The following is a 19,519-nucleotide window of genomic DNA, read 5'->3' on the forward strand; positions in this document are numbered from 1 at the left end:
TGAACTTATCGACAAGGTGACTGAAACATTACAAATACGTTATCCACGGCATGTGGAAGTTGTTTTGATTTAGGATGCGAAGTGCGAAAAGCGACATAGCAATACATGGAAACAAATACACGGTAGTTATCTGCCGAACAGCCCTTGCCTGAATACGGTGCATGGGCACTCAGGCTTGCCTGCTGCGACAGGCTGTCGCAGATCGCCATTTTCAAGGCTCAAGACCCAGCATTTCAGTTGACTCTGTAGCCACTACAGCCTTTACCTTGCACGCCATCACACAGGGAAACCGCTGTAGGAAACCAGAAACTCACAACCTCTAGTCGTTATTAAAACCCGTCCGGCCTCCCCTACAAAAACAACAACTTTCCCGGCCACCTTAATTAAATATTCATTAAATAAAAGTGGTGATTGACCATGCGAATCCTTGTCGTCGAGGACGAGCTTAAAGCTGCCGAATACTTACATCAGGGACTGACGGAAAGTGGTTATATCGTTGACCACGCGGCCACGGGCGCCGATGGACTGCATCTGGCCCGACAACAGGTTTATGACCTGGTGATACTGGACGTCAATCTGCCGGAGCTGGACGGCTGGGGCGTGCTTGAACAACTGCGTCGTACCCACTCCACCCGAGTGATGATGCTCACCGCGCGTGGCCGTCTGGCCGACAAGATTCGCGGCCTGGATCTGGGTGCCGATGATTATCTGGTCAAGCCATTCGAGTTTCCGGAATTGCTCGCGCGGGTCCGCACGCTGATGCGCCGCAGCGAAAACATCCCGGTGCCGCAAGTGCTCAAAGTCGCCGATCTGGAGCTCGATCCGGGGCGCCACCGCGCCTTTCGCGGCGAGCAGCGCATCGACCTGACCACCAAGGAGTTCGCCCTGCTGCATCTGCTGATGCGTCAGTCCGGGGAAGTGCTCACCCGCACCCAGATCATTTCGCTGGTGTGGGACATGAATTTCGACTGCGACACCAACGTGGTCGAAGTGTCGATCCGGCGTTTGCGCGCCAAGATCGACGACCCGTTCGACGGCAAACTGATCCATACCCTGCGCGGTGTCGGCTATGTGCTGGAGGCGCGGGAATGAAGCCGGCCAGCCTGTCAATGCGGCTGGGGCTGACGGTGAGTATTCTCGGGGCGCTGCTGGTGGTGTTTCTGGCGATCCTGGCGTATTTCGCCCTGACCCATGAGTTGAACGCGTTATCCAGAAACAGCCTGGCCCAGAAGATGGAACAGGTGGAACACAGCTTGTCGCTGTACGCCGATTCCGCAGAAATTCGTTCGGCGCCGCACATTCTGCTCGATCAGGTCATGGGCCATGACAACCTCACCCTGACGATTTATGACCGCCCCAACTTACGCACGCCACTGTTGAAATCCGGCTCCGGAATGGCCGACCCGCGCCTTGAACGCAAGGCAGCGCTGGCCGCCAACGAACAACTGACGTTCTCCAGCAGCACCGACGATCAAGACAAGCGCTACCTGACGGCCTCTCGGTTGATCCGCATCAAGGACGGCACCCGCGTCCCGGTGCTGCTGTCGATGGACGATGCCCACAATCAGGCGTTGCTCAACGCCTATCTGCGCTCGACACTGATTGCCTTGCCGTTGCTGCTGATCTTCATCGGCCTCAGTGCCTGGGCCGCCGTACAGCGGGGGCTGACGCCGCTGCGCGAGTTTCGCAAAGTGGCGGCGATGGTCTCGACGCAAGACCTCGGCCATCGGTTGTCGGTGCTCGACATGCCCCAGGAACTCAGTGAACTGGCCCGGGGGATCAACTTCATGCTCGATCGCCTCGATAATGGTGTGCAGCAGTTGTCGCAGTTCTCCGATGATCTGGCTCATGAATTGCGCTCGCCGATCAACAATCTGATGGGCAAGGCACAGGTGACGCTGTCACGGGAACGCCCGACCGAGGAGTACAAGAACGTTTTGGTGTCTTGCACCGAAGAACTGGAGCGTGTCGCGCGGATTGTCTCGGACATGCTGTTTCTAGCGCAGGCCAGTAACCCGGCAGCGCTCACGTCCTTCGAGTCGGTCGCTCTGGAAGAAGAAGCCGAGAAAGTGGCCGAGCTGTTTTCCTTGTCGGCGCAAGACAAGCGCATCAGCCTGAGCGTGACCGGCGCCAGCGCGCGGGTACGGGGCGACCGCCTGATGATTCAACGGGCGATCTCGAACCTGCTGTCCAACGCCCTGCGCCACTGCCCGGCCGGGCAAACGGTTTCGCTACACATTGAACAAGAAGCGACTGAGGTTTCGCTGCGGGTCAGCAACCCCGGCGCGGGCATCGAAGCGCAGCATCTGCCGCATCTGTTTAACCGCTTCTACCGGGTCGACAGTAGCCGCTCCCGCTCGCAAGGCAGCACCGGACTGGGCCTGGCCATCGTGCGTTCGATCATGAGCCTGCATCAGGGGGTCGCTGAGGTTAAAAGCTTGCCCGGGACGGTGACGGTGTTTCGATTGGGGTTTCCCGCTCCCGAGGAATAAATGTCGCCGCCCCATTGGTTGCCCAGTACGCAGATTTAGCAATTTTGGGTTAGCCCGGCCTGCCTTTCCCAGTCTCATCCCCCCTTTCCAGAATCGTCTCGCGGGTGAATCAGCCGCGTCCTACATCCCGATCCCGCCTTCGACTTTAATGTAATGACTTGACCGAATTGGCAGGCACAGAAGCCTTGACCTATTCGATTCTTGTGATAGAAATATACGCAGGTAACGTACAGAACATGGACGCTCTTTTTATCGAATTACCCGCATTTCAAAAGCATCGAAATGACTACCTGGACGACGAACTGTTTCGCAGCTTTCAACTGGAGCTGCTGAAAAACCCGGAAACTGGCGACCTGGTGGAAGGTATGGGTGGGTTGCGAAAGGTCCGTTTCTCCGACCAGCGACGCGGCAAAGACAAGCGCAGTGGACTGAGGGTGATTTATTACTGGTGGTCGGGTTTTGATCAATTCTGGCTGTTCACCGTATATAGCAAAAACGAGCAAGACGACTTGTCGCCTTCCCAGAAGAAACTTTTCAGACAAACTCTATATAGCGAAATCAACACGAGATCCCACTATGAAACGTGACATTTTTGCCGAACTGATGGAAGGCCTTGAAGCCTTGGCCGACGAGCGCCAAGGCAAGGTCACGCTGCGAACCCACAAGATCAAACTGCCAAAACTGGTGCCAATCACTGCCGAGGAAGTGGTAGCCATACGCCAACAGCTCAACCTTTCCCGTTCGGTATTCGCGATGTATTTGCGTACGAATACCCGGACGCTGGAGAACTGGGAACAAGGACGGGCGAAACCTAATGCTCAGGCCACCACCCTTATCCGGCTGGTTGAGCGTTTTCCGGAAACGGTTGAACAACTGGCGGCGCTGACCTGAATCCACTGTTGTGTCCGATGACGCCATCGCGGGCAAGCCCGCTCCCACAGGTTTCGCGCTAGTAGCAGATTTTATGACCATTCCCTATCTACTGTGGGAGCGGGCTTGCCCGCGATGGCGGTGGAACAGACACAAACAAAAACGGCACCTTACGGTGCCGTTCGCGTTACACATTACAGACGATTACTTACGCGCCGCCTCCCACGATTTCAGCAGTTCGGCATAGCTCACGGTTTCGCCTTTAGGCTTCTCGTTCGCCAGTTTCGCTTTCGGCGCACCCGGTTGATCGAACCAATACTGCGCATCCCGCTCCGGATTCATTTTCGGCCCGCAGGTCGGTTGTACCTTGGAGCGTTCCAGACGGGTCATGATCGCATCCTGATCCTTGGCCAGACCGTCCAGTGCCTGTTGCGGCGTTTTCTCGCCACTGGCCGCTTCCGCGATGTGGCTCCACCACAGCTGTGCCAAACGCGGATAGTCCGGCACGTTGGTCCCGGTCGGGGTCCATTGCACGCGGGCCGGGCTGCGATAGAACTCCACCAGGCCACCGAGTTTCGGCGCCAGGTCGGTCATGGCTTGCGAGTTGATATCCGATTCGCGAATCGGGGTCAGACCGACAATGGTTTTCTTCAACGATACGGTTTTCGACGTCACGAACTGCGCGTACAGCCAGGCCGCGAGTTTTTGCTTTTCAGGCGTGGACTTGAGGAAGGTCCAGGAACCGGCGTCCTGATAACCGAGCTTCATGCCCTCCTCCCAGTACGGACCTTTTGGCGAAGGTGCCATGCGCCATTTCGGCGTGCCGTCGGCGTTCATCACCGGCAGGCCCGGTTTGGTCATGTCGGCGGTAAACGCTGTGTACCAGAAGATCTGCTGGGCGATGTTGCCCTGGGACGGCACCGGCCCAGACTCGGAGAAGGTCATGCCCGCCGCTTCCGGTGGCGCATATTTTTTCATCCAGTCTACGTACTTGGTGGTCGCATATACCGCCGCCGGGCCGTTGGTATCGCCGCCGCGGGTCACGCTGGAGCCGACCGGATGACAATCCTCGACGCGGATACCCCACTCGTCCACCGGCAAACCGTTGGGTATGCCTTTATCGCCAGCACCCGCCATGGAGAACCAGGCATCGGTGAAGCGCCAGCCGAGGGACGGGTCTTTCTTGCCGTAGTCCATGTGGCCGTAGATACGCTTGCCGTCGATTTCCTTGATGTCTTCGCTGAAGAACCTGGCGATGTCTTCATAGGCCGACCAGTTCACCGGTACACCCAGTTCATAACCGTACTTTTCTTTGAATTTCGCTTTCAGATCCGCCCGCTCGAACCAGTCGGCGCGAAACCAGTAAAGGTTGGCAAACTGCTGGTCGGGCAGTTGATAGACTTTGCCGTCCGGCGCGGTGGTGAATGAGATGCCGATGAAGTCTTTGATGTCCAGCGTTGGCGAGGTGTAGGCCTTGCCTTCGTTGGCCATCAGGTCGGTAATCGATTCGGTCTTGCCGTAGCGAAAGTGCGTACCGATCAGGTCCGAGTCATTGACCCAACCGTCATAGATGTTCTTGTCCGATTGCATCTGGGTCTGCAGTTTTTCCACCACGTCGCCTTCTTGCAGCAAGTCGTGGGTCAGCTTGATCCCGGTGATCTCGGTAAAGGCCTTGGCCAGCGTTTTGGATTCATATTCGTGGGTCGCGATGGTTTCCGAAACCACCTTGATGCTCATCCCGCGAAACGGCTCGGACGCCTTGATAAACCACTTCAGCTCTTCGAGTTGCTGGGCTTCGGTCAGGGTGGACGGTTTGAACTCGCTGCCAATCCATTTCTTGGCAGCGTCTTCATAGGCATCGGCCCAGGCCGCAGCGCTCAACCCGCTGAGTGCCAGCATGGCTGCCAATGAAACGCTATGTCGCAGCTTATTGTTTTTGTCGAACATAGAGACCTCCTGTTTAGGTTTCGGGACATGCATGCCGATCGATTTCGACTAGCCCCAACGCATCACAGCCAACAGCCACACCAGGGACAACGCGAACGCTACCCAGATGCTCCAGTCGGTGACGCCGATTACCAGCAAATGCAGGTAGGCGCTGCCGAGAAGACCGATAAACAGCCGATCACCACGGGTAGTGGCAATCGGCAAAAAACCACGCCGAGGGATACTCGGCGAACGCAATTCCCAGGTCGTCATGCCCGTCAGGATCAAGGCAATGACGCTGAAGAACGCCGCCGTGGGGCCAGTCCAACTCATCCATTCCATCATCAGTTCCTCATACCCGGCCCAGGGCAAAGCCCTTGGCCACGTGGTTGCGAACAAACCAGATCACCAACATGCCCGGCAGGATAGTCAACACCCCCGCTGCCGCCAGCACGCCCCAGTCGATGCCGGACGCCGAGACCGTGCGGGTCATCACCGCCGCAATGGGTTTGGCGTTCACTGAGGTCAGGGTTCGCGCCAGCAACAGCTCGACCCAGGAAAACATGAAGCAGAAAAACGCCGTGACGCCGATCCCGGAGCCGATCAGCGGGACGAAGATCTTCACGAAGAACTTGGGGAAACTGTAGCCGTCGACGTAGGCGGTTTCGTCAATTTCCTTGGGAACGCCAGACATGAAGCCTTCAAGAATCCACACCGCCAACGGCACGTTGAACAGGCAGTGAGCCAGCGCAACCGCGATGTGGGTGTCGAACAGCCCGATCGAGGAATACAACTGGAAGAACGGCAGCAGGAAAACTGCCGGTGGCGCCATGCGGTTAGTCAGTAGCCAGAAAAACAGGTGCTTGTCACCGAGGAAACGATAGCGTGAAAACGCATACGCCGCCGGCAGCGCCACGCTCAAGGAAATCACCGTGTTCAGGCTCACGTAGTACAGCGAGTTGAGATAACCGGTGTACCAGCTCGGGTCAGTGAAGATCACCTTGTAGTTGGCGAAGGTGAAATCCTGGGGAAACAGGGTCAGACCGCCGAGGATTTCGGTGTTGCTCTTGAAGGACATGTTCAGCAGCCAGTAGATCGGCACCAGCAGGAACAGGATGTAGATTAGCAGTGGAATCAGCTTTCTCTTGCTCATGGCAGGCCTCACCGATTGGCGTCAGAGTGAGTCATGGCGGTGTAGAACAGCCACGACACCAACAGAATGATCAGGAAGTACACCAGCGAGAATGCAGCCGCCGGGCCGAGGTCGAATTGCCCTACGGCCATTTGGGTCAGAGTCTGACTCAGGAAGGTCGTGGCATTCCCCGGACCACCACCGGTCAACACAAACGGCTCGGTGTAGATCATGAAGCTGTCCATGAACCGCAGCATCACCGCGATCAGCAGCACGCTCTTGAGCTTGGGCAACTGGATGTGTCGGAAAACCGCCCAGGCCGACGCCCGATCAATCCGCGCCGCCTGGTAATACACGTCCGGAATCGCCCGCAAACCGGAGAAACACAACAGCGCCACCAGCGACGTCCAGTGCCAGACGTCCATCACCAACACCGTGACCCAGGCGTCCATGGTGTTGGATGCATAGTTGTAGTTAAGGCCCATGGCCTTGAGGCTGGCGCCGAGCAGACCAATGTCCGCGCGGCCGAAAATCTGCCAGATGGTGCCGACCACGTTCCACGGGATCAGCAGCGGAATCGCCAGAACAATCAGCACAACCGACGACCAGCGGCCCTTAGTCGGCATGGTCAGGGCGATGGCGATGCCCAACGGAATTTCGATCAGCAGCACGCAACCGGAGTAGATGAACTGGCGCAGCAGCGAGTCATGCAACCGAGGGTCGAGCAGCACTTGCTTGTACCAGTCGGCGCCGACGAAGTAGCGGCTGGACTGGTCGAAGATGTCCTGCACCGAGTAGTTGACCACGGTCATCATCGGGATCACCGCACTGAATGCCACCAGCAGGAACACCGGCAACACCAGCCACCAGGCTTTGTTGTTCTGCACCTTGTTCATGGCAGCACCTCCAGCAGGTAATCATCGGCATAGACCATCAGCCATTGCGCCGGAAAACTGATGTATGCCGTGCCTTCGGGCACCGGTTTGTCTTCGGCCAGGCGTACTTTGAGCGGAGCGCCGTCGAGGTTCAGGGTCATGATCTTGTAGGTGCCCAGGTCTTCGACGTGTACGACCTGTGCCTGCATCGCGTCATCACAGGGTTCGTCCCACACATGAACGAACTCCGGGCGAATGCCGACCTTCAGGGTTTTCCATTCGGACTCGGCGATTCGTTTCTGCATCGCGTCGGACAACGGCAAATGAGTCCCGGTAAAACCGACACCGCCGGCTTGCGGCTGGACCTCGATCAGGTTCATCCCCGGGCTGCCGATGAAATAACCGACAAAGGTGTGGCTCGGTCGCTCGAACAATTCCCGTGGCGTACCGAACTGCACGATTTGGCCGCCATACATCACCGCGATCTTGTCAGCGAAGGTCGAAGCTTCGAGCTGATCGTGGGTGACGTAGACCATGGTGATGTTGAACTGCTCGTGGATCTGCTTGAGCTTGCGTCGCAGTTTCCATTTCAGATGTGGGTCGATCACCGTCAGCGGTTCATCGAAGAGGATCGCCGACACGTCATCGCGCACCAGCCCACGGCCCATGGAGACTTTCTGTTTTTCATCGGCGGTAAGGTTGCGCGCCTTTTTGTACAGCAGTGCCTGGAGATCGAGGACTTCAGCGATTTCATGCACCTTGGTGTGAATTTTCGCTTCCGCCATGCCCTGATTGCGCAACGGGAAGGCCAGGTTATCGAACACCGTCATGGTGTCGTAGACCACCGGAAACTGGAAAACCTGGGCGATGTTGCGCTTTTCCGGGGTCAGTTCGTTAACCACTTTACTGTCGAACAGTACTTGGCCCTGGGACGGGCTGAGTAACCCGGAAATGATGTTGAGCAAGGTCGACTTGCCGCACCCCGATGGCCCGAGCAGCGCATACGCGCCGCCCTGCTCCCAGACGTGGTCCATCTCGCGGATCGCGTAATCCTCAGGGCCGGTCGGCGTCGAGGTGTAGCTGTGGGCAAGGTTCTGCAAACGGATTTCGGCCATCAGGCAACCCTCGCAATGCGGCGACCGGGCGCCTGAACCAGCCGCCCCTGCATATCGAACACAAACAGTTTATGGGTCGGGATATAGATGCGAATCGGCGCATCGACGTCGTATTCGTGAACACCCGGCAAGTGCAGCACCAGCAGGAAATACTCGTTGCGCACGTGCAAGAAGGTTTCCGAACCGCTGATCTCGGCCACCTCGACGGTTACCGCCAGTTCGAGGTCATCGTCATTGCTCGGCACCAGCGAAATGTGGCTGGGGCGCACGCCGAAACGGAACTCGCCCTCGCCCACCGGCCGAAGATCGACGTTCAACGGAAAGTGCACAAAATTGGCGAAACTGACTTCGTTACCGGCGATACGCCCCGGCATCAGGTTGATCGGCGGTTCGGAGAACAATTCCGCCGCCAGCACGGTTTGTGGCTGGTGATACACCTCGGAGGACTTGCCACTTTGAACCACCCGACCTTCGTGAAGAATCGTGGTGGTGCCGCCCAGTGCCAGGGCTTCATTGGGTTCTGTGGTGGCGTAGATAGCGATGGTGTGGTGGGCCGCGAACAGCTCACGCATTTCCTGGCGCAGCTCTTCGCGCAGCTTGTAGTCGAGGTTGACCAGTGGCTCGTCGAACAGAATCAGCTCGGCATCCTTGACCAGCGCTCGGGCCATGGCGGTGCGCTGTTGCTGGCCGCCGGAGAGCTCCAAAGGATGGCGCTGGAGGAATTTCTCGATGCGCAGCATCTTCGCGGTTTCCAGCACTTTGCTCTGGATCAGCTCGTTGGAAACGCCGGACTGACGCAGCGGCGAGGCGATGTTCTCGAACACCGTCATGGTCGGGTAGTTGATGAACTGCTGATAGACCATCGACACGTTGCGCAAACGCACCGGGCGTTGAGTGACGTCGACGCCGTTCATCAGGATGCGACCGCTGTCGGGCTTGTCCAGACCTGCCATCAGGCGCATGAGACTGGTTTTGCCGGACAGTGTGCGACCGAGCAAAACGTTGAACGATCCGGGTTCGAAGTTAAGGCACGCATCGTCGATCCAGGTTTGACCCTCGACGGTACGGCTGACGTGCTCCAGGATTAGTGACATGGCTCGGCCTTTTTATTATTGGAGTCAAGCGACCGGAGCACTACAGCGACATTCGTGCCAGAAACTCCAAGCGGTTGATCTGGCTTGGAAATCCTTCAAATGGAGGAAAAACTGCGTTCGTAGCTGAACAGAAATGAACAACCGCGACTGAACAATTGAACAGTTAAAAGATTGACAATGAACAATAGTGAACAACACTCTACGGATGCTTTTTGCGTGATCCACCGCATTCATCTCGTGATGAACGCAGCTCCTACAGGTATTGTTTTCGGCGTGATATCGCGGTGGCCCAAAGAGGCTCTGTGGCGCGCTGAACGTTTTGCAAAACCCATAAAAACAATAAAAGCTTGCTCAGAGATCGACCGCCATGGCCGCACCTGCCCCGCCGCTCTCCCACGACGCCATCATCCAGGACTCCTGGTCCCGCTGCCGCGCGTTCGGGCTCGATCATCAGAGCGCACCGGCGTTCGATCAACTGCCGGCCGATGGCATCGCCCAGTTGCTGGAGAGTCAGCATTCACTGGTGCAGACCACCCATCAGGAAGTCCTGCCGTATTACGAGAACATCCTCAGCAACTCCAATTGCCTGATCATGCTCGCCGACAATCAGGGCCAGGTGCTGACGTCCTGGGGCACCCAGCGTTTCATCGAGCCGAGCCTGACCCGCGGTTTCAGCGCCGGCGCCAGCTGGATGGAGCGTTGCAGCGGGACCAATGCGATCGGCACCGCGTTGGCCTGCGAGCAGGCGGTGCACATCGAGCACGATGAACATTTTCTCAAGGCCAACCGCTTCATGACCGGTTCCGCCGCGCCGATTTTCGATGCCGAGCGCAAAGTGATCGCGGTGCTGGATGTGTCCAGCGACAGCTACCTGCCGCCGTCGCACACCCTGGGCATGGTCAAGATGATGAGCCAGACCGTGGAGAACCGGCTGATCCTCAACCTGTTCCATGGCCAACATTTCCAGCTGACCTTCAACACCGGACTGAACAACCTCGACAGCCAATGGGCCGGGTTGCTGATCTTCGATGAAACCGGGCAGGTGCTGTCGGCCAATCGCCGGGCCGACAACCTGCTGGGCATCAGCCTGTCGCGGGTCAGCGTCGAAAGCCTGTTCAAAGTCTCTTTGCTGGAACTGCTGAACCAGCCGGACGGCCTGCCGTTTGCCCTGCAAGCCTCGGGGCGCAACCGTTTCCAGTGCCTGTTGAAACGACCGAAACAAGCGCCGATTCAGGCGAGGCTGTTTTCTGAAATAAAGAGCGCTGAACCCACGGCGCCGGCTCCCATAGCGATCAGCCTCAACACCCTGCATTTTGGCGACAGCCGCGTGGAAAAAGCCGTGCGCCAGGCCGAGCGCTTGCTGGAAAAGGACATCCCGTTGCTGATCCACGGGGAAACCGGAGTCGGCAAGGAAGTCTTCGTCAAAGCCCTGCATCAGGCCAGTTCACGCAGCAAACAGCCGTTCATTGCCGTCAACTGTGCAGCGATCCCCGCCGAACTGGTGGAGTCCGAACTATTCGGCTACGAGAAAGGCGCGTTCACCGGCGCCAATCAGAAAGGCAGCATCGGGCTGATCCGCAAGGCCGACAAAGGCACCCTGTTCCTCGATGAAATCGGCGACATGCCGTTGCCGACCCAAGCCCGGCTGTTGCGGGTATTGCAAGAGCGTTGCGTGCAACCGGTGGGCAGCAGCGAGTTGTTCCCGGTGGACATTCGGATCATTTCAGCGACCAACCGCTCGTTGCGCGAACAGGTTCAGTTGGGGCGGTTTCGTGAGGATTTGTATTACCGCATCGGCGGTTTGACCCTGGAACTGCCGCCGCTCAGGGAGCGTAGCGATAAGGAAGCGCTGTTCAAACGGCTGTGGGAACAGCACCGCGAACCGAGCCAATGGGCTGGCTTGAGCCGTGAAGTGATGGAGCTGTTCAGCCGTCATCCGTGGCCGGGGAATTTGCGTCAGGTCAGCAGTGTGATGCAGGTGGCACTGGCCATGGCTGAGGAGCAGCCGGTGAGACCGGAGCATTTGCCGGATGATTTTTTTGTCGATCTGGAGATGGAGCCGGTGGATTCGCCGGAGCCGGTAGCGGTTGATTTGAATGATGCCGAGGAATTGAATCGGCAGTTGCAGGCGGCTGGGGGGAATATTTCGCACCTGGCGCGGCGGTTGGGGGTTAGTCGCAATACCCTTTACAAGCGATTGCGCCAGTCAGGCGACTGATCGTTCCCACGCTCCGCGTGGGAATGCCTCAACGGACGCTCCGCGTTCGGCTCTCGAAAGGGACGCGGAGCGTCCCGGGCTGCATTCCCACGCGGAGCGTGGGAACGATCATCAGTCAGCCAAACGCCAGGTCGTGCCGCCCTTGCCGTCTTCCAGCACTACGCCCATGGCGGTGAGCTGGTCGCGGATGCGGTCGGATTCGGCCCAGTCCTTGTTGGCACGAGCCGTCAAACGAGCCTGGATCAGTGCATCGACTTCAGCCGCATCGACCCGCCCTTCGGCACCGGCCTGCAGGAAGTCATCGGCTTCGAGTTGCAACACGCCCAACACGCTCGCCAATTCCTTCAAGCGCGCCGCCAAACCAGCCGCCGCATCAAGATCGCTCTCGCGCAGACGGTTGATCTCGCGGACCATCTCGAACAGCACTGCACAGGCTTCCGGGGTACCGAAGTCGTCGTTCATCACCTGAGTAAAACGTTCGACAAAGGCTTCGCCACCAGCCGGTGCCACGCTCGGCAGGCCTTTCAACGCATGGTAGAAACGCTCGAGCGCGCCTTTGGCGTCCTTGAGGTTGTCTTCCGAATAGTTGATCGCGCTGCGGTAGTGGCTCGATACCAGCAGGTAACGCACGACTTCGGGGTGGTACTTTTCCAGCACGTCGCGAATGGTGAAGAAGTTGTTCAAGGACTTGGACATCTTCTCGCCATTGATGCGAATCATGCCGCAATGCATCCACGCGTTGGCGTAGGTCTTGCCGGTGGCCGCTTCGCTCTGGGCGATTTCGTTTTCGTGGTGCGGGAATTCGAGGTCGCTGCCGCCGCCATGAATGTCGAAGGTCTCGCCGAGGCAGCAAGTCGACATCACCGAGCACTCGATGTGCCAACCCGGACGTCCGTCGCCCCACGGCGAAGGCCAGCTCGGCTCGCCCGGCTTGGCGGCTTTCCACAGCACGAAGTCCAGCGGATCCTGTTTCGACTCGTCGACTTCGATCCGTGCGCCGATGCGCAGGTCTTCGATCTTCTTGCGCGACAGCTTGCCGTAGCCCATGAACTTGGCGACGCGGTAGTACACGTCGCCATTGCCCGGTGCGTAGGCATAGCCCTTGTCTATCAAGGTCTGGATCATGCTCTGCATGCCAGCGATATGATCGGTGGCCCGCGGCTCCATGTCCGGCTTGAGGATATTGAGGCGCGCCTCGTCCTCGTGCATCGCGGTGATCATGCGTTCGGTCAATACGTCGAACGGCTCGCCGTTCTCCTTGGCCCGATTGATGATCTTGTCTTCAATATCGGTGATGTTGCGCACATACGTCAGGTTATAACCGCTGAAACGCAACCAGCGGGTCACCAGGTCGAACGCGACCATGCTGCGGCCGTGGCCAATGTGGCAGTAGTCGTACACGGTCATCCCGCAGACGTACATGCGCACATTGTTGCCATCCAGCGGCTTGAAAACTTCTTTGCTCTTAGTGAGCGTGTTGTAGATCGTTAGCACTTTATGTTGTTCCTTGAATCACTGGCCCCACGAATCACGCAAGGTCACGGTACGGTTGAATACCGGAGCGCCCGGTTTCGAGTCCTTGATATCCGCGACGAAGTAACCTTCGCGCTCGAACTGGAAACGGTCTTCCGGCTGTGCATTGCCCAGCGAAGGCTCGGCACGACAACCAGTGAGAACTTGCAGCGAGTCAGGGTTGATGTTGTCCAGGAAACTGGCGCTGTCTTCGGCCTTTTCAGGGTTGGCCGAACGGAACAGGCGATCGTACAGACGCACTTCGCACTCGACGCTGGCCGCAGCCGGCACCCAATGCACCACGCCTTTGACCTTGCGACCTTCAGGGTTCTTGCCCAGGGTTTCCGGATCGTATGAGCAACGCAGTTCGACGATGTTGCCATCGGCGTCCTTGATCGCTTCGTCGGCACGGATCACGTAGCTGCCACGCAGGCGCACTTCGCCGTTCGGCTCCAGGCGCTTGTAGCCTTTCGGCGGCTCTTCCATGAAGTCTTCACGGTCGATGTAGAGCTCACGGGCGAACGGCAGAACGCGCACGCCCATGTCTTCTTTCGGGTGGCACGCCAATTCGAGGTTTTCGACCTGGCCTTCCGGGTAGTTGGTGATCACGACTTTCAGCGGACGCAATACGCACATGGCGCGTGGGGCGCTGTGGTCGAGGTCGTCACGGATGCTGAATTCAAGCATGCCGAAGTCGACCACGCCGTCGGAACGGTTGGTGCCGATCATTTCGCAGAAGTTGCGGATCGATTTCGGCGTGTAGCCACGGCGACGGAAACCCGACAGCGTGGACATGCGCGGATCGTCCCAACCGTGAACGTGCTTTTCATCGACCAGTTGCTTGAGCTTGCGCTTGCTGGTGATGGTGTAGTTCAGGTTCAGGCGGCTGAACTCGTATTGACGCGGTTTCGCCGGTACTGGCAGGTTCTCGAGGAACCATTCGTACAGCGGACGATGGCTTTCGAACTCCAGGGTGCAGATCGAGTGGGTGATGCCTTCGATGGCGTCCGACTGACCGTGGGTGAAGTCGTAGTTCGGGTAGATGCACCACTTGTCGCCGGTCTGGTGGTGATGGGCATGACGGATGCGATACATGATCGGGTCGCGCAGGTTCATGTTCGGCGAGGCCATGTCGATCTTGGCCCGCAGCACGCGTGCGCCGTCCTTGAATTCGCCGGCCTTCATGCGGGCGAACAGGTCGAGGTTTTCTTCAACCGAGCGGTCACGGAACGGGCTGTTCTTGCCCGGTTCGGTCAGGCTGCCACGGTATTCCTTGGCTTGCTCGGGGGTCAGGTCGTCGACGTAGGCCTTGCCGGCCTTGATCAGCTCTACCGCCCAGTCGTGCAACTGGTCGAAATACTGCGAGGCGTAGCGCACTTCACCGGACCATTCGAAGCCCAGCCATTTGACGTCGCTTTCGATTGCGTCGATGTATTCCTGGTCTTCCTTGGCCGGGTTGGTGTCGTCGAAACGCAGGTGCGTGACGCCGCCGAATTCCTGGGCCAGACCGAAGTTTACACAGATCGACTTAGCGTGACCGATGTGCAGGTAGCCGTTGGGCTCAGGCGGGAAACGGGTGACGATCTGCGTGTGCTTACCCGAGTCCAGGTCCGCCTGGATGATCGGGCGCAGGAAATTGACCGGCACGGCAGGGCCGGTCTTGGAATTCGAGGTAGGGTCGACAGTGGGCTTGCTCATAGGATCCTTGAACGTACAAGTGCGCGGCCAGTTGGCCAAATCAAAGCGGCTGTTATAAATCAAAGGGGCTTATCATAGCCGATGCTGTCAAGTGGCTGACAGAGCAGGCCGGCAATCGGCTGCATTTAATCGGCCAGCAATGAAAAACAGCCTCGAAATTCGCGCCCGGCACGCTAAACTGCGTGCCTTGGCCGACACTGGCCGGACCGGTTGAGGGCTGTAGAGCCCCGAAACCCACGAATTCCTAGAATGAGTACCCATCATGACCCAAGTCAAACTGTCTACCAACTTCGGCGACATCGTCCTGGAACTGAACGCTGAGAAAGCCCCGATCACCGTGGCCAACTTCATCGAATACGTCAAAGCCGGTCACTACGAAAACACTGTTTTCCACCGTGTCATCGGCAACTTCATGATCCAGGGCGGCGGTTTCGAGCCAGGCATGAAAGAAAAGAAAGACAAGCGCCCAAGCATCCAGAACGAAGCCGACAACGGCCTGCCGAACGTGAAGTACAGCGTGGCCATGGCCCGCACCATGGAGCCGCATTCGGCTTCCGCCCAGTTCTTCATCAACGTGGCTGACAACAGCTTCCTGAACCACAGCGCCAAGACCGTTCAGGGCTGGGGCTACGCCGTATTCGCCAAAGTAGTCGAAGGCACCGACGTGGTCGACAAGATCAAAGGCGTGGCCACCACCTCCAAGGCCGGTCACCAGGACGTACCTGCAGACGACGTGATCATCGAGAAAGCCGAGATCATTGAGTGATACTGCTGATTTCAGACTTGCATCTGGAAGAGGAGCGCCCGGACATTACCCGGGCGTTTCTGGATTTGCTCGCTAGACGCGCCCGCTCAGCGAGTGCGTTGTACATTCTGGGCGACTTTTTCGAGGCGTGGATTGGCGACGATGCCATGACGCCGTTCCAGCGTTCCATCTGCCAGGCCCTGCGCGACCTCAGCGACAGCGGCACGGCGATTTTTCTGATGCACGGCAATCGCGACTTCATGCTTGGCCAGGCCTTCTGCAAACAGGCCGGCTGCACATTGTTGAAAGACCCGAGTGTCGTGCAGTTCTATGGCGAGCCCGTGCTATTGATGCACGGTGACAGCCTCTGCACCCGCGACGAGGCTTATATGAAGCTGCGTCGCTATCTGCGCAACCCGATCACCCGGTTCATCCTGCGAAATCTGCCCTTGCGCACTCGCCATAAACTGGCGCGCAAGCTGCGCAGCGAAAGCCGCGCGCAAACGCGGATGAAGGCCAATGACATTGTCGATGTCACGCCGGAAGAAGTGCCGCGGGTCATGCAGCAATATGGCGTGAAAACCTTGATCCACGGGCACACCCACCGCCCGGCCATCCACAAGTTGCAGATTGGCGAGCAGGCGGCCAAACGCATTGTGTTGGGGGATTGGGACCGTCAGGGCTGGGCGTTGCAGGTGGATGAGAATGGGTTTGCGCTGGCGCCGTTTGATTTCGCCCCGCCGCCACAACTGGCAGCACCTTCTGCCTAATCGACCCGATCATTCCCACGCTCTGCGTGGGAATGCCTCAACGGACGCTCTGCGTTCGGCTTTGAATGGGACGCGGAGCGTCCCGCGCTGCATTCCCACGCGGAGCGTGGGAATGATCTTCTGGGCTCAATGACCGGAGGCAGCCGGCCCCGCCTTCGCCGCAAACGGCGGTTTCGCCAGCCACACCAGCAGAATCAACCCCATGAACGCCCACCCCAGCAACGTGAAGTAATCCACGGTGGAGAGCATGTACGCCTGGCTGGTCAGCACATGATCCAGTTGCGCGTAAGCCGGGTTACCCGCCCCGCCGAGCGTGTTCAACGCCTCCCGGGTCGCCGGCTCATACGTGGTAATGCTTTCACTCAAATATGCATGGTGTTGATCGGCGCGGCGAATCCAGATCCAGGTGGTCAACGATGCCGCAAAACTACCGCCCAGGGTCCGCAGGAAGGTCGCAAGGCCTGCGCCGTCGGCAATCTGGCTCGGTGGCAAGTCCGACATCAAAATGCTCAGTGTCGGCATGAAGAACAGCGCCACCCCGATGCCCATGAACAGCTGCACCAAAGCGATGTGCTGGAAGTCCACTTCGTTGGTAAACCCGGCGCGCATGAAGCAACTCAAGCCGATGCACAGGAACGCGCCACCGGCCAATAGTCGCAGGTCAAACTTGTGCGCGTACTTGCCGACAAACGGCGACAGCAGCACCGGCAAAATACCGATTGGAGCCACCGCCAGACCCGCCCAAGTCGCGGTATAGCCCATCTGGGTTTGCAGCCATTGCGGCAGGATCAGGTTGATACCGAAGAACCCGGCATAACCGCCCACCAGCACGATGGTGCCGATACGGAAGTTGCGGTAAGCGAACAGCCGCAGGTTGACCACCGGGTGTTTGTCGGTCATTTCCCAAATCACGAACACCGCCAGCGCAATCACTGAAATAGCCGCGCCGACGATGATGAAGTTCGATTCGAACCAGTCCAGGTCATTGCCCTTGTCGAGGATCACCTGCAACGCGCCGACACCGATGATCAAGGTGATCAAACCGACGTAATCCATCGGCTGGTAACTGGTCACCACCGGCCGCGCCTTGAGCTGCGAGCGCACGACCATCACCGCGAAAACCCCGATCGGCACGTTGATAAAGAAGATCCACGGCCAGCTGTAACTGTCGGTGATCCAGCCGCCGAGGATCGGCCCTGCAATCGGCGCCACCACCGTTACCATCGCCAGCAACGCCAGGGCCATGCCTCGCCTGGCGGGCGGATAGACTGCAATCAGTAGCGTCTGGGTCATCGGGTACAAGGGACCGGCCACCAGGCCTTGAAGCACCCGAAAGCCGATCAACTCTGGCATCGAGGTTGAGATGCCACAGAGAAACGAGGCCAGCACGAACAGCATCGTCGCCCAGAGAAACAGCTTCACCTCACCAAAACGCCGGCTGAGCCAACCGGTCAGCGGCAGTGCGATGGCGTTGCTCACGGCAAACGAGGTGATCACCCAGGTGCCCTGCTCCGAACTCACGCCCAGGTTGCCGGAAATCGTCGGCAAGGCCACGTTGGCGATGGTGGTGTCGAGCACCTGCATGAAGGTCGCCAGCGACAGGCCGATGGTGCTGAGCAGCAGGCTGGGCGGCGTGAAAGACGCGTTATTGCTCATCGCGAATCCTTTGAAACCTGATTGGCGCTGCGCCTGTTACAGACGCAGCTGACCTTATGGGAGCGAGCCTTTATGGCGAGGGAGCTTGCTCCCGCTCGGCTGCGAAGCAGTCGCAGAGCTTTTGGGGTCGCTTCGCGACCCAGCGGGAGCAAGCTCCCTCGCCACAAAGGCTCGCTCCCACAGGGTCGGTGTGATGACCAATCAGCGCTGTGCGGTTTTACTGACCGCGGCGCTGTTGTCGTGGATCAGCTGGGTGATCATCGCGTCGGCCTCGGCCAACTGACGGTCATAGATGCTGGTGCTGAAAGAGGCCTTTTGCGGCGACTGTTGGGCCAGCACCGGACCACTCTGGTCACGCAGGTTCACATCGACCTGAGTCGACAGGCCAACCCGCAATGGGTGCCTGGCCAGCTCTTCGGCATTGATGTGAATGCGTACCGGCACCCGCTGCACGATCTTGATCCAGTTACCGGTGGCGTTCTGCGCCGGCAGCAAGGCAAACGCGCTGCCGGTCCCGGCGCCGAGGCTGTCGATGGTGCCGCTGTATTTGACATCGCTGCCGTAGAGGTCGGCCTCGATGTCCACCGGCTGACCGATGCGCATGTCACGCAGTTGGGTTTCCTTGAAGTTGGCGTCGATCCACAGCTGATCCAGCGGGATCACCGCCATCAGCGCGGTGCCCGGCTGGACCCGCTGGCCCAGTTGCACGCTGCGTTTGGCCACGTAACCGGTGACCGGCGCGATCAAGGTGCTACGGGCATGGGTCAGGTACGCCTGACGCAGTTGCGCGGCGGCGGACATCACGTCCGGGTGCGACGACACCACGGTGTCATCGACCAGCGCGCTGGTGGTCATGAGCTGTTGTTTGGCGTTGGCCAGGGCGTTTTGCGCCGAGGTCAAGTCATCACGGGCGTGGGACAGTTCTTCCTGGGAAATCGCCCCGCCAGCAGCGAGGTTTTTCCGGCGATTGAAGTTGTCCTGGGCCTTCTGCACTTCGGCCTGTTGCGCATTGACCTGGGCTTTCATGCCGTCGACATTGCTGTACAAACCGCGCACCTGGCGCACGGTGCGGGCCAGATTGGCCTGGGCACTTTGCAAACCGACTTCGGCATCGTTCGGGTCAAAGTTGACCAGCACCTGGCCTTCGTGAACCAGGTCGCCATCATCGGCGCCGATGCTGACCACGGTGCCAGTGACCAGCGGGGTGATTTCCACCACGTTGCCGTTCACATAGGCGTCGTCGGTGCTTTCATTCCAGCGACCGTAAAATTCTTGATAACCCCAGACGCCGAGCCCGGCGAGGATCACCACGATGGTCAGTGCAAACAGCATCACTTTGCGTTTGCGTAGATTGCTCGTGTCTTGAGCGTTGTCAGGGGCTTGGGATGTATCAACAGTGGCCATGACGGGTACCTT

Annotated in this window: 17 protein-coding genes; 7 read left to right on the plus strand and 10 right to left on the minus strand. The window is 58.6% G+C overall.

The annotated features are described in order from the left end of the window. The first annotated feature begins 417 nt into the window (after positions 1 to 417). From AC1RQB_RS01240 to AC1RQB_RS01255, 4 genes are all read left to right on the plus strand, one after another. Positions 418 to 1,092: a heavy metal response regulator transcription factor gene (locus AC1RQB_RS01240; protein ID WP_063343102.1), complete on the plus strand. Its 675-nt coding sequence runs from the start codon at positions 418 to 420 to the stop codon at positions 1,090 to 1,092. After that, a complete protein-coding gene (locus tag AC1RQB_RS01245; protein ID WP_063343101.1) occupies positions 1,089 to 2,492 on the plus strand; it encodes a heavy metal sensor histidine kinase in 1,404 nt (467 codons plus the stop codon). Before AC1RQB_RS01240 ends, AC1RQB_RS01245 begins: the two co-directional genes overlap by 4 nt. A gap of 236 nt (positions 2,493 to 2,728) precedes the next feature. Next, complete coding sequence (locus tag AC1RQB_RS01250; protein ID WP_063343100.1) at positions 2,729 to 3,079, plus strand: hypothetical protein; 351 nt, start codon at positions 2,729 to 2,731, stop codon at positions 3,077 to 3,079. After that, positions 3,069 to 3,383: a helix-turn-helix domain-containing protein gene (locus tag AC1RQB_RS01255; RefSeq protein WP_008068284.1), complete on the plus strand. Its 315-nt coding sequence runs from the start codon at positions 3,069 to 3,071 to the stop codon at positions 3,381 to 3,383. Before AC1RQB_RS01250 ends, AC1RQB_RS01255 begins: the two co-directional genes overlap by 11 nt. 183 nt (positions 3,384 to 3,566) lie before the next feature. On the opposite strand, the gene AC1RQB_RS01260 is transcribed toward AC1RQB_RS01255, so the two are convergent. Genes AC1RQB_RS01260 through AC1RQB_RS01285 form a run of 6 tightly spaced genes read right to left on the minus strand, consistent with a single transcriptional unit; the run spans position 3,567 to position 9,504 of the window. Further along, complete coding sequence (locus AC1RQB_RS01260) at positions 3,567 to 5,309, minus strand: ABC transporter substrate-binding protein (protein WP_063343099.1); 1,743 nt, start codon at positions 5,307 to 5,309, stop codon at positions 3,567 to 3,569. Positions 5,310 to 5,357: 48 nt separating this feature from the next. Beyond that, entirely contained in the window at positions 5,358 to 5,630 is a 273-nt protein-coding gene (locus AC1RQB_RS01265; protein WP_032830117.1) for a DUF2160 domain-containing protein, read from the minus strand. A gap of 10 nt (positions 5,631 to 5,640) precedes the next feature. Beyond that, on the minus strand, positions 5,641 to 6,441 hold the full coding sequence (locus AC1RQB_RS01270; protein ID WP_063343098.1) for a carbohydrate ABC transporter permease: 801 nt from the start codon (positions 6,439 to 6,441) through the stop codon (positions 5,641 to 5,643). Positions 6,442 to 6,449: 8 nt separating this feature from the next. After that, positions 6,450 to 7,316, minus strand: a complete 867-nt coding sequence (locus AC1RQB_RS01275) for a carbohydrate ABC transporter permease (RefSeq protein ID WP_063343097.1) — start codon at positions 7,314 to 7,316, stop codon at positions 6,450 to 6,452. Continuing rightward, positions 7,313 to 8,410 carry an ABC transporter ATP-binding protein gene (locus AC1RQB_RS01280; protein ID WP_063343096.1) on the minus strand — a complete coding sequence of 366 codons (1,098 nt, stop codon included), beginning with the start codon at positions 8,408 to 8,410 and terminating at the stop codon, positions 7,313 to 7,315. Before AC1RQB_RS01280 ends, AC1RQB_RS01275 begins: the two co-directional genes overlap by 4 nt. Continuing rightward, on the minus strand, positions 8,410 to 9,504 hold the full coding sequence (locus AC1RQB_RS01285; RefSeq protein ID WP_008068278.1) for an ABC transporter ATP-binding protein: 1,095 nt from the start codon (positions 9,502 to 9,504) through the stop codon (positions 8,410 to 8,412). Before AC1RQB_RS01285 ends, AC1RQB_RS01280 begins: the two co-directional genes overlap by 1 nt. Before the next feature lie 367 nt (positions 9,505 to 9,871). Between AC1RQB_RS01285 and AC1RQB_RS01290 the strand changes: the two genes are divergently transcribed. Then, a complete protein-coding gene (locus AC1RQB_RS01290; protein WP_063343095.1) occupies positions 9,872 to 11,722 on the plus strand; it encodes a sigma-54-dependent Fis family transcriptional regulator in 1,851 nt (616 codons plus the stop codon). A gap of 111 nt (positions 11,723 to 11,833) precedes the next feature. Here AC1RQB_RS01290 and cysS read toward each other — a convergent pair whose 3' ends face one another. After that, positions 11,834 to 13,216 (minus strand): cysteine--tRNA ligase, encoded by a 1,383-nt coding sequence (gene cysS, locus AC1RQB_RS01295; protein ID WP_063343094.1) that lies wholly within the window; start codon positions 13,214 to 13,216, stop codon positions 11,834 to 11,836. 18 nt (positions 13,217 to 13,234) lie between these two features. Next, positions 13,235 to 14,932 (minus strand): glutamine--tRNA ligase/YqeY domain fusion protein, encoded by a 1,698-nt coding sequence (locus AC1RQB_RS01300; protein WP_008068272.1) that lies wholly within the window; start codon positions 14,930 to 14,932, stop codon positions 13,235 to 13,237. Positions 14,933 to 15,194: 262 nt separating this feature from the next. On the opposite strand from AC1RQB_RS01300, the gene AC1RQB_RS01305 reads away from it, so the two are divergent. Together AC1RQB_RS01305 and lpxH are read left to right on the plus strand one after the other, a co-directional pair. After that, positions 15,195 to 15,698 (plus strand): peptidylprolyl isomerase, encoded by a 504-nt coding sequence (locus tag AC1RQB_RS01305; protein ID WP_008068271.1) that lies wholly within the window; start codon positions 15,195 to 15,197, stop codon positions 15,696 to 15,698. Next, a complete protein-coding gene (gene lpxH, locus AC1RQB_RS01310) occupies positions 15,695 to 16,447 on the plus strand; it encodes a UDP-2,3-diacylglucosamine diphosphatase (protein ID WP_063343093.1) in 753 nt (250 codons plus the stop codon). The genes AC1RQB_RS01305 and lpxH overlap by 4 nt, the downstream gene beginning before the upstream one ends. Before the next feature lie 126 nt (positions 16,448 to 16,573). On the opposite strand, the gene AC1RQB_RS01315 is transcribed toward lpxH, so the two are convergent. Both AC1RQB_RS01315 and AC1RQB_RS01320 read right to left on the minus strand, forming a co-directional pair. Further along, positions 16,574 to 18,103, minus strand: coding sequence for a DHA2 family efflux MFS transporter permease subunit (locus AC1RQB_RS01315; RefSeq protein WP_063343092.1), 1,530 nt, complete (start codon positions 18,101 to 18,103; stop codon positions 16,574 to 16,576). A gap of 201 nt (positions 18,104 to 18,304) precedes the next feature. Then, positions 18,305 to 19,507: an HlyD family secretion protein gene (locus tag AC1RQB_RS01320; RefSeq protein ID WP_063343091.1), complete on the minus strand. Its 1,203-nt coding sequence runs from the start codon at positions 19,505 to 19,507 to the stop codon at positions 18,305 to 18,307. Between the last annotated feature and the right edge of the window lie 12 nt (positions 19,508 to 19,519).

The organism is Pseudomonas sp. GW822-FHT02E03, from assembly GCF_058802325.1.